General features: G+C 55.6%; 18 protein-coding genes. All 18 read right to left on the bottom strand.

Translation table 11 applies throughout. The features are described 5' to 3' along the window. Positions 1-69: 69 nt before the first annotated feature. The 18 genes from cobT to SK32_RS07555 are packed head-to-tail and all read right to left on the bottom strand — an operon-like array spanning position 70 to position 14214. A complete protein-coding gene (gene cobT / locus SK32_RS07470; RefSeq protein WP_048211974.1) occupies positions 70-1134 on the bottom strand; it encodes a nicotinate-nucleotide--dimethylbenzimidazole phosphoribosyltransferase in 1065 nt (354 codons plus the stop codon). A gap of 24 nt (positions 1135-1158) precedes the next feature. Then, positions 1159-1902 (bottom strand): adenosylcobinamide-GDP ribazoletransferase, encoded by a 744-nt coding sequence (cobS, locus tag SK32_RS07475; RefSeq protein ID WP_048211975.1) that lies wholly within the window; start codon positions 1900-1902, stop codon positions 1159-1161. After that, positions 1899-2444: a bifunctional adenosylcobinamide kinase/adenosylcobinamide-phosphate guanylyltransferase gene (gene cobU, locus SK32_RS07480; RefSeq protein ID WP_048211976.1), complete on the bottom strand. Its 546-nt coding sequence runs from the start codon at positions 2442-2444 to the stop codon at positions 1899-1901. Before cobU ends, cobS begins: the two co-directional genes overlap by 4 nt. Further along, a complete protein-coding gene (locus SK32_RS07485; RefSeq protein ID WP_048211977.1) occupies positions 2441-3961 on the bottom strand; it encodes a cobyric acid synthase in 1521 nt (506 codons plus the stop codon). The genes cobU and SK32_RS07485 overlap by 4 nt, the downstream gene beginning before the upstream one ends. Continuing rightward, positions 3958-4773, bottom strand: coding sequence for an energy-coupling factor ABC transporter ATP-binding protein (locus SK32_RS07490; RefSeq protein ID WP_048211978.1), 816 nt, complete (start codon positions 4771-4773; stop codon positions 3958-3960). Before SK32_RS07490 ends, SK32_RS07485 begins: the two co-directional genes overlap by 4 nt. 8 nt (positions 4774-4781) lie before the next feature. Continuing rightward, a complete protein-coding gene (locus tag SK32_RS07495; RefSeq protein WP_048211979.1) occupies positions 4782-5459 on the bottom strand; it encodes an energy-coupling factor ABC transporter transmembrane protein in 678 nt (225 codons plus the stop codon). Further along, positions 5446-5727 carry an energy-coupling factor ABC transporter substrate-binding protein gene (locus SK32_RS07500; protein ID WP_003030289.1) on the bottom strand — a complete coding sequence of 94 codons (282 nt, stop codon included), beginning with the start codon at positions 5725-5727 and terminating at the stop codon, positions 5446-5448. The genes SK32_RS07495 and SK32_RS07500 overlap by 14 nt, the downstream gene beginning before the upstream one ends. Positions 5728-5729: 2 nt before the next feature. Beyond that, a complete protein-coding gene (cbiM, locus tag SK32_RS07505) occupies positions 5730-6467 on the bottom strand; it encodes a cobalt ECF transporter S component CbiM (RefSeq protein ID WP_048211980.1) in 738 nt (245 codons plus the stop codon). Further along, positions 6464-7177, bottom strand: a complete 714-nt coding sequence (locus SK32_RS07510; protein WP_005123035.1) for a cobalt-factor II C(20)-methyltransferase — start codon at positions 7175-7177, stop codon at positions 6464-6466. Before SK32_RS07510 ends, cbiM begins: the two co-directional genes overlap by 4 nt. Continuing rightward, complete coding sequence (gene cbiK, locus SK32_RS07515) at positions 7174-7968, bottom strand: sirohydrochlorin cobaltochelatase (protein ID WP_048211981.1); 795 nt, start codon at positions 7966-7968, stop codon at positions 7174-7176. Before cbiK ends, SK32_RS07510 begins: the two co-directional genes overlap by 4 nt. A 10-nt stretch (positions 7969-7978) precedes the next feature. Next, on the bottom strand, positions 7979-8764 hold the full coding sequence (locus tag SK32_RS07520; RefSeq protein ID WP_048211982.1) for a cobalt-precorrin-6A reductase: 786 nt from the start codon (positions 8762-8764) through the stop codon (positions 7979-7981). Then, positions 8761-9486 (bottom strand): precorrin-3B C(17)-methyltransferase, encoded by a 726-nt coding sequence (locus SK32_RS07525; RefSeq protein WP_048211983.1) that lies wholly within the window; start codon positions 9484-9486, stop codon positions 8761-8763. The genes SK32_RS07520 and SK32_RS07525 overlap by 4 nt, the downstream gene beginning before the upstream one ends. Further along, positions 9486-10541, bottom strand: coding sequence for a cobalt-precorrin 5A hydrolase (gene cbiG, locus SK32_RS07530; protein WP_048211984.1), 1056 nt, complete (start codon positions 10539-10541; stop codon positions 9486-9488). The genes SK32_RS07525 and cbiG overlap by 1 nt, the downstream gene beginning before the upstream one ends. Then, the gene (locus SK32_RS07535; protein ID WP_005123046.1) at positions 10522-11295 is read right to left on the bottom strand and encodes a cobalt-precorrin-4 methyltransferase; all 774 of its coding nucleotides are present in this window, start codon (positions 11293-11295) and stop codon (positions 10522-10524) included. Before SK32_RS07535 ends, cbiG begins: the two co-directional genes overlap by 20 nt. Next, positions 11288-11857, bottom strand: coding sequence for a decarboxylating cobalt-precorrin-6B (C(15))-methyltransferase (locus tag SK32_RS07540; protein WP_048211985.1), 570 nt, complete (start codon positions 11855-11857; stop codon positions 11288-11290). Before SK32_RS07540 ends, SK32_RS07535 begins: the two co-directional genes overlap by 8 nt. Next, on the bottom strand, positions 11847-12452 hold the full coding sequence (locus SK32_RS07545) for a cobalt-precorrin-7 (C(5))-methyltransferase (protein WP_048211986.1): 606 nt from the start codon (positions 12450-12452) through the stop codon (positions 11847-11849). The genes SK32_RS07540 and SK32_RS07545 overlap by 11 nt, the downstream gene beginning before the upstream one ends. Beyond that, positions 12446-13585 carry a cobalt-precorrin-5B (C(1))-methyltransferase CbiD gene (gene cbiD / locus SK32_RS07550; protein WP_048211987.1) on the bottom strand — a complete coding sequence of 380 codons (1140 nt, stop codon included), beginning with the start codon at positions 13583-13585 and terminating at the stop codon, positions 12446-12448. The genes SK32_RS07545 and cbiD overlap by 7 nt, the downstream gene beginning before the upstream one ends. Continuing rightward, positions 13582-14214 carry a cobalt-precorrin-8 methylmutase gene (locus tag SK32_RS07555; RefSeq protein ID WP_048211988.1) on the bottom strand — a complete coding sequence of 211 codons (633 nt, stop codon included), beginning with the start codon at positions 14212-14214 and terminating at the stop codon, positions 13582-13584. The genes cbiD and SK32_RS07555 overlap by 4 nt, the downstream gene beginning before the upstream one ends.

Below are 14214 nucleotides of genomic sequence, written 5' to 3' on the forward strand. Positions count from 1 at the left end.
TATCTGTTTTAGGGGGTTACGACGAGAATGCACATAAAAACCCCCGCCATAAAGCGGGGTCGTGAGCGGCTACGCTTCTTTGCCATCCGGTAATACAATATTACTGGCAGCTAACTGCCCCATATTGCTATACATCGCGCAGGCCGCTTCAACAATGGGCATCGCCAGCGCGGCACCACTGCCTTCGCCTAAACGCATTCCCATGTTGAGATACGGCTCCAGTTCCAGGTGCGCCAGTGCAGTACGAGCGCCCTTCTCGGCGGAGAAATGCGACGGGATCAGATAAGGTTTAATCTCCGGCGCTATCTGACAGGCAGCCAGTGCCGCCGAATAAGACAGGAAACCATCCAGGATGACCGGCAGACCGCAAGACGCCGCACCTAACATCACCCCCGCCATACCGACAAGATCAAAACCACCCACTTTTGCCAGCACATCAATACCGTCATTGCGATCCGGCTGATTGACGGCAATGGCTCGCCGTACAACATCAACCTTATTGCCTACCCTCGAGAGCGGCAGGTTAGCGCCGATACCGACCACATCCTCGGCATCGCTGCCGGTCAATACGCTGACGATTGCCGCCGCGGGGGTCGTATTGGCCATACCAAGTTCACCGACGCCAAACAGCGTTACGCCATCCCTGGCCAGCTCATGGGTATAACGGATAACTTCCAGCAGCAGTTCCTCGGCCTGAGAACGGCGCATTGCCGGGCCTTGAGCAATATTACCGCAGCCGCGCGCCACGCGCATATTCACCACGCCGGGAATGAGTTCAGCATCGATGCCGACATCAATCACATGTACCTTTGCCCCCGCCTGAGCAGCCAGCACGCAAACGCCGGTCGTCCCACGCGTCATATTAGCAGCCTGAATAGCCGTGACGATTTTAGGCGAAACGGCAACCCCTTCATCCCACACGCCATGATCGGCACACATCACCAGCATCGCTTTGCCATTCACATGCGGCACACCCTTCAGGCCTGGCATACCGGCCAGTTGCACAGCGAGAGATTCGAGTCGCCCAAGACTTCCCGGCGGCTTAAGCAGGCCATCAATATGTTGCTGCGCGCGCAACATTGCAGCGCTATCGGGAGAAGGGATCGCGTGAAGTAAAGAGGATAAAGTCTGCATAAGGGTTCCAGTATGTTGACTGACTCAAAGCAGAGCCAGCAGGAAAACCAACTCGCCAAGTTCAATGGCCGCACCCAGCGTATCGCCGGTTTGCCCACCTAACGTGCGTTTTAATAACTGCCCAAGAATGAAGATCGCCACCAACGTAACGACCAGTGCTGCCACACCACGCATACCGGGAAGTAGTACGGCGGCAAGGATCGCCGCAAATCCCAACGTGACGCAGGTTTGACGCCCGGAGACTTTGCCGATAAAGACGTTGCCCAGCCCTTCTTCGCGCGCGTAACGATGTCGATACATCAGCAAAACAGCACAGCCCCGCCCGGCGACACAAGCCGCAGCAAGCGCCGCCAACATCGGTGTGCCACGCAAAGCCAGTTCGCTCACTACCAGCACTTTTGCCGGCAACACGAAAATTAGCGCCAGTCCGCCGTGGGTTCCCAGCCGGCTGTCGCGCATGATCTCCAGCATCCGTTCGCGTCGACGGGCAGAGAAAATACCGTCACAGGTATCCGCCAGGCCATCAAGATGAAAACCGCCGGTCAGTAGCGCCAGGGTCAACACTGCAAACAGCGCCGCCAGTGGGATACCGCACCAGGCCTGTAGCGCCATAAAGACCAGCCCCGTAAGCCCGCCCAGCACCACGCCAATCAGCGGGAACATAACAATGCCACGTGAATAGTGCTCGAAATCCAGTCCTTGCGACCAGCGAGCAGGAACGGGCAAGCGACTGATAAAAGAGAGCATTGCCCAGAACAACTTACTCATTTAATTTTGACTCCAATTCCTGATACCACCAGCCAGACCTCATCGGCTGCTGCCGCCAGTCGCTGATTCACGCGTCCTGCAATATCGCGAAAATGCCGTGCCAGACGGTTCTCCGGAACAATCCCCATTCCCACTTCGTTGGTCACCAGCACAACCTTTGCCGGGCAGCGCTGACAGGCAGCAATCAGCGAACGGATCTCATCCTCGATCGACTGCTCCATCGCCGCGTAATCCCAGCTATCCGGGTCACTGTCACCGCCCAGTGCAAACAGCAGGTTGGTCACCATCGTGGTAATGCACTCCAGCAAAATGGCTTCCTGCGGATCGTTTTCTGCCGTTATCAGTTCATCGAGATGTTGCCAGCGTTCAGCTGTACGCCAGTGCGCAGGGCGTCCATCGCGATGATGCTGAATTCGCGCCGCCATCTCCTTATCAAAGATCTGCGAAGTCGCGATATACAAAACGTTTGGAGAATCCGCGATCAGCGCTTCCGCATGTCGACTCTTGCCGCTACGCGCACCGCCGGTAACCAGAATCATCATACGGGCTCCCGGTGTTGCTGCATGATGGTATAAATTTTCTCAATATCGATGTGTTGCCGCATCGCATCCGCCAGCAGATCAAACTGCTGCGATTTATATTGCGCGTAATGGAAGGTGGAATCCAGCGGTGCTAACCCTTTACGTACGCGCAGGCCATTAACCAGCGCCCGGGTAAATTCATCGCTGTCGAACAGACCGTGAAGATAAGTACCAAACGCCAGGCCATCCGGCGTAACCGCGCCGTCAGCCACATTGCCGCCGTCTTTGCGCAGCGTCATCACCGACCGGCATTCTTCGGTTAACGTCGTTTCGCCCATATGGATTTCGTAACCACGAACGGATAACCCTGCCGCGCCCGCCAGCCAGTCAGGCAGCGAGGAGGACATTTTTCCCTCAACCAGAGTGGTGGTTTTGTGCTGGGCAAAATGGGTGACGGTATTGAGCAAGCCCAGACCCGGCAGCGTGCCAAGCCCTGACTCCACTTCATCGATGATCGTATCGCCGAGCATTTGATAGCCGCCGCAAATCCCCACCACCGGCACATTATTACGATGCAATTGCACGACGCCGTGCGCCATTCCGCTCTCACGCAGCCACACAAGATCGCCCAGCGTATTTTTGCTGCCGGGCAGAATCACCAGATCGGCCCCCGCCAGTTCTTCAGGCTGGCGCACATAGCGCACGCGCACATCCGGCTGTGCGGCAAGCGCATTGAAATCAGTAAAGTTAGAAATGTGCGGGATTTGCACAACGGCGATGTCGATGTCGCGTTTATCAGTGCGCAAATATTTGCCCTTTTGCAGCGCAACGCCATCTTCATCTTCCAGATCCACATCCAGCCATGGCATGACGCCCAGTACCGGCACCCCGGTCAGCGCTTCAATTTGCTCAATACCGGAATACAGCAGCGCCACATCGCCGCGAAATTTATTGATGATCACCCCTTTGACCCTGGCGCGTTCATGATCGTGCAATAGCGCCAGCGTGCCGTAAATGGAGGCAAACACCCCGCCACGGTCGATATCCGCCACCAAAATGGCAGGACATTGCGCCATTTCAGCCATGCCCATATTGACGATATCGCGATCGCGCAGGTTAATCTCGGCCGGGCTTCCCGCCCCCTCCAGCACCAGCACATCGAACTCTTGCGCCAGACTGTTATAAACTGACAGGATTTGATCCCGCAGACGCGGTTTGTACTCGTGGTAACTGACCGCATCCATATCGGTTGCCACTTTGCCCATCAGCACAACCTGCGCTTTACGGTCGCTGGTCGGTTTAAGCAGCACCGGATTCATACGCACATCTGGCGTAATGCCAGCGGCTTCAGCCTGAAAAATTTGCGCGCGGCCCATCTCTTTGCCCTCTGGCGTAATACCAGAGTTCAGCGCCATGTTTTGCGATTTGAACGGCGCGGTACGCAGCCCATCCTGATAAAAAATACGACACAGCCCGGCGACCAACACGCTTTTACCCACATCAGATGCCGTTCCCTGCAACATTATCGCCTGCGTCATGACGCCTCCTTCAGTGCGTTCTCTCGCATACAACTAAAAAATTCAGCCTCTGTTTTACACAGCGGGAAGCCCAGCTCGGTGTGCAATTTCACCAGCCATGGCTGAGTTAACCCGGCTTGTTCAATAAGATCGGTACGGGCGAAAACGTCCCCCGGCGTGCCGTGCGTCAGCACTTCTCCGCGACGTAAAACATACACCGCATCGCTGACTTCATAGATGAGATCAATATCATGGCTGGAAATAACCACATGATTTCCTTGCGCCACAATGCGTTTGATAATCTCGATCATCTGCGTACGCCCTGATGGGTCGAGACCGGCGGTGGGTTCATCCAGTAACAGATACTGCGCTTGCAGCACCAGCGCCCCGGCAATCGCCACGCGTTTTTTTTGCCCGTGGCTTAAACACTGAATGGGCTGACGGCGAAAATGCTGGGCGTCGACCAGCGTCAAGGCATCGTCCACCCGACGGACAATTTCAGCCTCGTCCACGCCGAGATTACGCAGGCTAAACGCGATGTCACTGTCGATGTCGGTATAAAAGATTTGCTGATCGGGGTCCTGAAATACCGTTGCCACCTGCTGACGTAGCGCCAGCAGGCCGCGCTTGCTGTAATCCAGTGGTTTTCCTTGCCACATCACCGCCCCCTGTTGTGGGCGCAGTAAACCGCTCAGGTTCATAAACAGCGTGGACTTCCCACAGCCATTGGCCCCCACCAGTCCGGTGACGGCATGTTGAGAAAAGTCCAGCGTTAGCCCTTTGAGAATCGGGTCATCCTGGTAGCGAAACCAAAGCGCTGAGGTGGCAAGCATACTTTTCCTTACAGGTGAAAATCACCCTGATACAGTTTGATATCCAGTGTGGTGGTCATTTGCTGATAACGGATCAACACGCGGGTAAACAATAATCCCACCAGCATCGCCAGCGAGCGATAGCCTAATGGCAAGCTACGATAACCAAAACGCAGCGTTTGTGCGCGATGAATGGCGAGTGCCTCGTCTAACAGGATAAAAATAAAGCGCCAGGTCAGCAGAATCAGCTCGGTCATCAGTCGTGGGACATGTGCACGTTTGAGCAGGATAATTAACTGCGGAAACGGTAAATTCAGCACCAGCCAGAACGTTGCCGCCAGCGCAGCCAGGCTGCGCCAGAAGGTTTCATTGGCGGTGACAAGTCCTGGGGCGCTAACGCCCAACCAGTAGCTGCCCACGGGTACGCTGGCCAGTAAGGTATGCGGGTCGCGACTGACGCTAAACAAAATCGTCACGACGCCCACCAGCAGAAAGCCAAACGGTAACGCCATCCAGCGACACCAGCGCCAGAAAGAAACCCGCAGCAGCCAGCAACTGAGCGCCGCTATCAGCAACATCTCGATACCCTGCCCCAGCGGGGGCAGAGTAAAGGCCAGAATCATCATCATTAGCCAGAGCAGAAATTTCCGCACCGGTGAGACATGAAACCAGCGGCTTTGATAGCTAAGCCTGTCAAGCCCGGTCATCACGACGTTGCCTGCCCTTGGTGTAACCCAATATGTAGAAAATTACGGCTGCGCCCAGCGATCCCTGGAGCGTAAACAGCAGGCTTTCAATCTCACCGCTTGCCGGTTCATATAACGGCTGGAACCACGGCTCATAATGCGGGGCAATAGCCTGAATCTGACTCTCCGCCTCACCGTCCGAGCCGCCGTATTCACCACCGTGGTTGATAAAGAACGGCAGGATCACCAGCGCCACTACCATGCCCAATATAATCAGCGTCTTTTTCATCGTTAATGTCCTTGTGCGGTTATTAACTGGCGTTTGGTTAGCTGATCGTAAATCAGCACGGTGAGTAACCCTTCCGCAATCGCGATGGGGATCTGCGTCAGACAGAAAATTCCCATGAACTTAATGATTGAACCGGTAGCGCCAGCAGACGGATCCGGGAACGCCACGCCCAGTTGCACTGAGGTGACGAAATAGGTAACAAGATCCGCCAGCATCGCGCACAAGAAGACGCAAACATCACGGCGGAACCCCGCGCGACAGGCCAACTTCCACACCATATACCCAACAACCGGGCCGATTACCGCCATCGACATACCGTTAGCGCCAAGCGTCGTCAAACCACCGTGCGCCAGCAGCAGAGCCTGGAACAGCAAAACGATTGCCCCGAGGATGGCCACTACGCCTGGTCCAAACAGGATAACTGCCAGGCCTACGCCGGTAGGGTGTGAACAACTTCCGGTAACGGAAGGAATTTTCAGCGCCGACAGCACAAAAATAAAGGCGCCGCACAGTGCCAGTAAAACTTTCTGGTGGTTATCTTCCTGCACGATTTGGCGCAGGCGCACCAGCCCGTACCACAGGCAGGGCAAAAACAGCAGCCACCATGCCAGCGCCCACATCGGTGGCAAAAAGCCTTCCATAATGTGCATCGCGAACGCTTGCTCAGGAACAATCATCAGTAATAGCGCCGCTGCCAACCCGCTGAAAGACAGCTGTTTTAGCTGTTGTTCAAGCTTCATTGTGCATACTCCCACTGTTTGTTGACCAGAATGGTCGAGAAATAAGGCAGCGGCTGATCGTCGCTCACCTCGTCGAGATGGCGCCAGCACTGCTCGCCCGGCAGCGTGGCTTCAGACATCATCAGTGCACAGTCCAACAAGCCTTCTTGTTGCAGCAGCGCTTTGATGCGCGCAAAACGACCGTACACTTTCATCAGCACCAGGCTGTCATGCTGCTTTAACGCCTGCTGAATTTCAGCTTCCGGCGCGGTACAGGAGACCACTGCCAGCGATTGTTGCTCCATGGCGAGCGGAGTTTTCGAACGCGCGGCAATCGCAGCGAAAGAGGTCACGCCCGGGACGATTTCTAACCAGTCAGGCGAACCAATACGCTGCAGTAAAAAGACCCAGGTGCTGAACAGCATGGCGTCGCCGAGGGTAATAAAACCTACCTGTTTACCCGCTTCCACTTCCTGTACCAACGCAGCAGCGACCTCATCCCAGACGGCCTCTTTTTCAGCACTGTCGGCACTCATCGGGAAATGGCAGCAGCGAACCTCGGTCTGCTCACCGATATACTCCCGCACAATCGACAACGCCAGACTATCGCCACCTTTACGCCCGGCTGGCGCATAAAGAATATCCAGCGCCCCAAGCGTGCGTGCTGCGCGCACGGTTATCAGATCGGCAGCACCAGGCCCGGTGCTCAGTGCATACAATTTGCCACTCATGCTGCTTCCTCCAACGCTACGTTCAGCGCTTGCTGTAAATGGGCGACGAACATGGCACGAACCGCCGGATTCTCACCCAGACCGCTGAGCCATGGCGTAGCTGGAATGCCTGCTGCGTTAAACAACGTTTTCCACGAATCCTCTTCATCGGAGGCCATATCATTGATAGCGTGGTCGCCTGCAACCAGCATTAGCGGCATTAGATGAACCGCCGTCACGCCTTCCTGACCTAAGCTTTCGATCAGCACCTCAACTTCCGGGTAGCTTTCCACTGCACCTACGCGAGCCGGGAAGCGCTGCGCCGTCATCATGTGGTCAAGACAGGCATAGGCAGCAAAGGCGTGATGGCTGGCCCCGTGCCCCATAAAGACCACTTTTTCATTTTCGCCAAGCGCCGGCATCTGCTGTTGCAGCGCCAGCATCAGTTGTGCGTAATCTTCAACGCTGCTCAGTAGTGGTACACCCAGCGTCAGGCGAGAAAACAGCGGGCGCATACTTTGTACTTCGCGGACAATTTTTTCGTATTCGTCGCCGTTGATGATGTGCAGCGACTGAATCGCGACATCCTGATACCCCTGCTCCGCCAGCTTTTGCAGCGCCTGCAGCGGCGTGTCGATTTCAATGCCGTCACGCTGCTTGAGCTTGCGGATAATCATCCCTGAGGTAAACGCCCGGAACAGGTCGCGGTCAGGGCAACTGGCTGCAAGATCGCGCTCACAGGCCACAATATTCTTCTCGCAGGTGTCGTGATAGCTGGTGCCAAAGCTGACCACCAGAAGCGCCTTTTTCATCTCTAACTCCTTAAGCCGCGGCCAGCCAGCGCGTTAAACGCGCCGCAAAGGCAGCCTGACTTTCCAGTAATTCTTCTCCCGTCACCAACGGTGCCGGGCGTGTAATCACGATGCAGGGGATACCGGCATCCAGACAGGGTTGCACTTTTTCCTGATAACCCCCTTCCGCGCCTGATGCCTTAGTGATCACCACATCAGCCTGACACTGGCGATAAAACGCAGCGTTGAACTCGGCGCTAAACGGTCCGCACAGCGCAAAGATCTCACCGACGCCAAATCCCAGGTCCGCGCATTGCTGAATGACTTCGGGTACAGGCAGGACGCGCGCCAGCAACGTTTTTTCAGGCAACTCTTCGCGCCAGATGGCCAGATCTTTACTGCCGGTCGTCAGCAGCACGCGATCGCCGAAGCGCCGCGCAACCTCGCTGGCTTGCTGAATGCTCTGTACGGTATACAGGTGCGGGTGGGTTAAACCGCTTAACTGTTCAGGGCGCTGATAGCGACTCAGCAGTACGCCCGCCGCTTCGCAGGCATTCATGATGTTGCGGCTCACCACCTCGGCGTAAGGATGCGAGGCATCGATCACCCAGCGCGTCCGATTTTCCTGAAGCCAGGCAATCATTTGCTCACGTTCCAGACGCCCGCAGCGCACCTGACCTTTGATGTCTCCCGCCAGCTGCTTTCCCGTCGGGGTCGCAACTGACAGGGTGTAAGCCACGTTTGCCGCATCCAGTTGCTGGCACAGCATGCGCGCGTCGCTGGTGCCGCCCATGACCAGCACATCACCATAATTCACAGCACATAACCTCGTGGCGTGATCATCAGGCCGTCCTGAACATAGGTTGTTTTATTGCCCACGATCACCAGACTGGTCATATCCACCGGTTCAAAATCCATATCACCGAGCGTGGTCAGCCATTTTTCCTGCTTTTTACGTCCGGCTGACTTCACAATACCAACCGGCGTTTGTGCGCTCTTGCTGGCGGAAAGCAGTTCAAATGCACGCGCCAGATGTCCTTCGCGACCCCGGCTGCGTGGGTTGTAGAAACAGATAACGAAGTCAGCTTCACCGGCAGCAATAATGCGTTTTTCGATAACCGGCCATGGCGTTAACAGATCGCTTAAGCTGATGTGGCAGAAGTCGTGCATTAGCGGCGCACCCAGCAAAGAAGCGGCGGCAATACTTGCGGTCATGCCAGGTATCAACCGGACCTCAACGTCCAGCTTTTGCTTGCTGACCAGTTCGAGTACCAGCCCGGCCATACCATAAATCCCAGCGTCACCGCTGCTGATCAACGCCACGTTGTGACCCGCCTGCGCCAGTTCGATCGCTGCCTGACAGCGTTCAATCTCTTTGCACATCCCGGTTTTGATCACCTGCTTGTCGCCTGTGAACGCTTTTACCAGATGGGTGTAGGTTTTATAACCCACGATGATTTCCGCTGCCTGCAATGCTTCAACGGCTTCCATGGTCATCATTGCCTGCGAGCCAGGGCCAATTCCAATTACGCTTAACATCAGTGTGAAACTCCCAAAGTGATCGTGACGCCCTGTTCTCGCAGGGTCTCGCCTAACAGTTGTCCGTGGCTCAGCAGCCAGGCTGCAGGACCGGAAACGCTTCCTGTACCCACCGTTTTGCGAACAAACGATGAGGCCGGAAAACGGTGTTCATGCTCACGCAGCGCGTCAGCGGTAAAGGTTTCGAAAGGCACGCGGCAACAGGAGGCCAACTGGATAAGCCCTTGTTCGTCTTTTTTCAGCGTGATGCTGCCAATGGCTTTTAACGCCAGCGGGTCGAAGCGCTGTGCTTCGAGTTGACGTGCCAGCAGCGCTGCTAACAGTGGAAACGGCGTATCCCGACGACAGCCAATTCCGGCAACCACTCGCTGCGGTACCAGCTTCCAGTGCACAACTGGCAGCTCAGGCAGATTGTTGCGCAAGGTAATACAAATCAGCACATCCAGTTCAGGAAGCTGATTGAGGTCGGTCACCGTGATAAATCCACGGCGGTCGCAATGGCTGACGTCCTGTGCCAGTTCGTCGTCCCACCACAGACCAACCCGTTTGTTGCTGACCAGCATCTGGTTAACAATTTTGACCGCCGAGCGGAAATCATTCATACGGGCATTTAACTGAAACGCCAGCGTGTCCAGCGCCGCCATATCGTTAACATCCGTCGCGGTGGTAATGACCGGGTCGGCCCCCAGCATCCCCGCCAGATAACGCGCCAGAGCATTAGCTCCTCCCGCATGACCGGAGAGCAGGCTAATGACATGCTGGGCACGTTCATCAATGACCACCACTGCCGGATCGCAAAATTTGTCGTTGACCAGCGGGGCCAGCACGCGCACCGCAATGCCGGTCGCCCCGATAAAAATCAGCGCCGAGTAATTCGCAAACGCTTCGCGGGCGGTATTAGCAAAGCCGTTTTCGAAGGGAATAAACCCCTCCTCCAGCAGCTTTTCACTGGTAAAACAGGTTACCGGCAGCATCGCCGCCAGACGTTTAGCAAGCACAACGCCGCCGGGGGTCAGGCAAAATAGCGCAAGTGATTCAGGCTTTACGGTATTCATGGCTAAAATCCGCCGCATAGAGTTTGGAGTAGTGATACTCCGAGCCCAGGAAATTACCGACCAGAATGAGCGCCGTTTTACGGATCCCTGCGTCGCGAACTTTGTCGCCAATATCTGCCAGGGTACCACGCACGGTCTGACTTTCCGGCCAGGTTGCCTTGTAGATCACCGCCACTGGCGTGGCCGCCGGGTAACCGCCTTCAATCAGACGCTCAGCAACCCGGTGGATACGTTGGACGGAAAGATAAATCGCCATCGATGTCTGGTGACTGGCAAACGACTCCAGTTGTTCACGTTCCGGTACCGGCGTGCGACCTTCCAGACGGGTAATGATCAAACTCTGCGACACTTCCGGTACGGTATACTCGACGCCCAACTCCGCAGCCGCGCCCAGGAATGCGCTAACGCCAGGCACCACCTGCCAGTCGATCCCGCGTTTAGTCAACTCTTCGCCTTGCTCACGCACGGAGCCATATAAGGAAACATCACCGGTTTGCAAACGCACGACGGTTTTACCGGCTTTCACACCCGCTTCCATCAGATCAAGGATCTGCTCCAGATGCAGTTCGGCGCTGTCATGACATTCCGCTCCGGCCGGGCAATATTCCAGTAATTCAGTGTTAATCAGCGATCCGGCATAGATAACTACCTGTGCCTGCTGGAGCAACCGGTACCCTTTGAGGGTAATCAGCTCGCGATCGCCAGGACCTGCGCCAACAAACCACACACTACGGGGATCAAAAATCTCAGACATGGGTTCCTTCCTTCTGACAGGCGATAACAAATACGGGGTTATTCGGTTTGAAATAGTGACCACTACCCAGCGTGGTAAGTGAGGAAACCTGCAGTTGCAGGCAATCCACACCCTGTACGCCAGGACGGTCCAGATGAGCCAGCGCGGTGTTGAGGTTTTCCTGAAGGATAAATGTCATCACCAACCGCCCTGCGGGATGCAATTGACGCATTGACCAGTCAATCAGTTCGGTCAGATGGCCGCCGCTGCCGCCCATAAAAATGGCATCGGCTTTTTCCGCGATAGTCATCGGCGCGATACCTGGAAAAATGTCGATATTTGCGCAGGCAAAATGCTGACGGTTTTCGTCCAGCAGCCTGAGCGCATCCGGATTACGCTCAATTGCCGTCACGCGTAATCCTGGGTATTGCAGCGCGGCTTCTATCGACACGCTGCCGGTTCCGGCACCAATATCAATCAGGTGACTGGCGCGGTGTAATTCAAGTTTTGAGAGGGCAAGTGCGCGTACCGCTTCTTTGGTCATCGGCACTTTCTCTCCACGTAGAAAAAGCTCATCTTTCATCGAGTATCACCACTGCATTCATGTCATAGTCGGCTGTAATTTTGCTCACAGGCAGGCAGTGGATACGCTCATTGTCCATCGCCAGGTTTTCGCCAATCACCATCCAGCGATGTCCTTTGCCTCTGGCAACCAACTGCTGTGCAATTTCACGCGGACCACACAGCGCGTCGGTCACCATCGCAACCTTGTTATGTCGCGCCAGTTCATCAAAACAGACACTGCGACCATGGCTACTGGTGAGCCACATGTCGTTCATATCAATACCAGCTTGCGCACACAGATACTGCACCGCGCTAATGCCGGGAATAATGCGCACATTTTCAATACCAAAATGCGCCACCATCCGCGTGCCAATGCCGTAGAACAGCGGGTCGCCGGATGCCAGCACCACCACGTTTTGCGCCTGATGTTCGCCTATCCAGTTCAATAGCTCCGGAATATTGGCGCCAAGAGCAAACCGCTCACCGGCAAAATCCGGGAACTGCTGCAGATGTCGCTTGCCACCGATCAGCACATCGGCCATTGCAACCGCATCGCGCGCCACCGGCGTCATCAAATGCAACCCTGCGGGCCCCATCCCTACAACGGTTAACATTGCATCTCCTCAGCGATCTCGGCGATCGGGCGATTGCTCCCCAGCACCTGGTTATCAAAAGAGAACATGATGGCGTCGCAGGTCGGGGGATTTTTGGTAAAACGCAACGTTTGCAGGACACGCATACAGATGCGCCTGGCCAGATGGTCATAAATGTGCTGGAAACCATACGCTTCGATGTGTTCCATCGCCGCCTCGGTGGTATCGCAGTCGCTGACCAGCGTCAGTAGTTCCAACGGCGCGCCAAGTAATGCGAGGTGAGCCACCAGCGTTTCCATGCGGGCATCAGCGATATGACTGTGGGTATGGAAGATCCCTGCCGCGATTTTGATAAGTTTGCCGGGGTGGCCGACCAGCACGATCTGGCGGAATCCCAGGCGTACCGCTTCTTCAATCATGTAACCGACAAAGTTGCTCATAGTGACCACAACCTGTGTGTCGATCCCCATTTGCTCACGCACAAAACGTTCGCCGTGATTACCCGGTACCAGTACTACGCGATCCAGCCCTGCCGCGCGTTTGATCTCCAGCTCCAGCGATAGCGAACGTTTCCAGCTCTCTTCTGACATCGGCGTAACAATGCCCGTGGTACCAATGATCGAAATACCGCCCAGAATCCCCAGCCGCGAGTTGTAGGTTTTTTGCGCCCGTTCTTCACCTTCAGGCGCAAAAATCTCAATTTTTGCCCCGCGATTTGGTCCAATCGCTTCACGTACTGCGGACTCAATGGTCTGACGAGGTGTCCGGTTAATCGCCGAACTGCCCACCGGCAAACCAATCCCTTTACGGGTCACCGTACCGACACCTTCACCGCCCTGTAAGACGATCTCTTTGCTATCGTCTAACGTCACGCGGGCAAAGATCAGCATCCCATGCGTGGCGTCCACATCATCGCCACCATCTTTGCGGATGGCGGCAATCGCCTGCTGCCCTTCGATATGCGGTGACTCCACGTTCAGGCATAACGTCACCCCGGAAGGCGTCACAATGGAAACCTGATGGATCAGATGCTGGCGCAGCACCATCAACGCAGCGACTTTTGCCGCCGCCGTCGCACACGATCCCGTGGTGTATCCTTTACGCAGCGCTTTACCGTTGTGCCACACTGGCGTGTCGAAGGACTGGTCGCTCATCGCGCCCCCTGCATGTGATAAAGCATGGCGTTGACGATAGCGGCGGCGACGTTACTGCCACCTTTGCGACCTAATGCGGCAATGGCGGGCAGATGACTTTGTGTCAGGGCATCCTTCGACTCCGCCGCGCCAACAAATCCTACCGGTACGCCAACCACACCGCTGACAGGTGCATCATGTTCCAGCAGTCGGAACAACGCGGTTGGCGCGTTGCCAAAGACAAACAGTTTTTCGCCCTCTTCCTTCACGGCAATGTCGACTGCAGCCATTGAACGAGTGATCCCCTGTTCTTTTGCTGCCCGCACCACACGTGGGTCGCTGATGTAACAGCGGCATTCGCCACCGAATTTTGCCAGCAGGTTTTTGTTGATCCCGGAAAGCGCCATCGTGGTATCGGTATAAATCACGCTCGGGCGACTCAATGCAGCGCAAAACTGTTCCAGCACATCGCTGGAAAACCACAGAATGTCCAGCCAGTCGAAATCCGCGGTGGTGTGGATCACCCGCTTGATGATGGCTTCATGCAACGGACTGGCAAACTGATAGTCCGGGCGGGTTTCACTGATAATCTCACCAATGATGTCGAAACTTTTGGCCTCAATTGCTTGAGGCTGCTGGATATAGTGCAT

It is taken from the genome of Citrobacter sp. MGH100, from assembly GCF_001034465.1.
Taxonomy (GTDB): domain Bacteria; phylum Pseudomonadota; class Gammaproteobacteria; order Enterobacterales; family Enterobacteriaceae; genus Citrobacter; species Citrobacter youngae.

Coding starts and splice junctions, on each gene's coding strand:
- cbiK (WP_048211981.1), bottom strand. CDS start 7,968: ATGAAAAAGGCGCTTCTGGTGGTCAGCTTTGGCACCAGCTATCACGAC.
- SK32_RS07500 (WP_003030289.1), bottom strand. CDS start 5,727: ATGAAAAAGACGCTGATTATATTGGGCATGGTAGTGGCGCTGGTGATC.
- SK32_RS07540 (WP_048211985.1), bottom strand. CDS start 11,857: ATGAAAGATGAGCTTTTTCTACGTGGAGAGAAAGTGCCGATGACCAAA.
- cobS (WP_048211975.1), bottom strand. CDS start 1,902: ATGAGTAAGTTGTTCTGGGCAATGCTCTCTTTTATCAGTCGCTTGCCC.
- cbiM (WP_048211980.1), bottom strand. CDS start 6,467: ATGAAGCTTGAACAACAGCTAAAACAGCTGTCTTTCAGCGGGTTGGCA.
- SK32_RS07485 (WP_048211977.1), bottom strand. CDS start 3,961: ATGACGCAGGCGATAATGTTGCAGGGAACGGCATCTGATGTGGGTAAA.
- SK32_RS07510 (WP_005123035.1), bottom strand. CDS start 7,177: ATGAGTGGCAAATTGTATGCACTGAGCACCGGGCCTGGTGCTGCCGAT.
- SK32_RS07490 (WP_048211978.1), bottom strand. CDS start 4,773: ATGCTTGCCACCTCAGCGCTTTGGTTTCGCTACCAGGATGACCCGATT.
- cobT (WP_048211974.1), bottom strand. CDS start 1,134: ATGCAGACTTTATCCTCTTTACTTCACGCGATCCCTTCTCCCGATAGC.
- cbiD (WP_048211987.1), bottom strand. CDS start 13,585: ATGAGCGACCAGTCCTTCGACACGCCAGTGTGGCACAACGGTAAAGCG.
- SK32_RS07545 (WP_048211986.1), bottom strand. CDS start 12,452: ATGTTAACCGTTGTAGGGATGGGGCCCGCAGGGTTGCATTTGATGACG.
- SK32_RS07495 (WP_048211979.1), bottom strand. CDS start 5,459: ATGACCGGGCTTGACAGGCTTAGCTATCAAAGCCGCTGGTTTCATGTC.
- SK32_RS07525 (WP_048211983.1), bottom strand. CDS start 9,486: ATGTTAAGCGTAATTGGAATTGGCCCTGGCTCGCAGGCAATGATGACC.
- SK32_RS07555 (WP_048211988.1), bottom strand. CDS start 14,214: ATGCACTATATCCAGCAGCCTCAAGCAATTGAGGCCAAAAGTTTCGAC.
- SK32_RS07535 (WP_005123046.1), bottom strand. CDS start 11,295: ATGTCTGAGATTTTTGATCCCCGTAGTGTGTGGTTTGTTGGCGCAGGT.
- cobU (WP_048211976.1), bottom strand. CDS start 2,444: ATGATGATTCTGGTTACCGGCGGTGCGCGTAGCGGCAAGAGTCGACAT.
- cbiG (WP_048211984.1), bottom strand. CDS start 10,541: ATGAATACCGTAAAGCCTGAATCACTTGCGCTATTTTGCCTGACCCCC.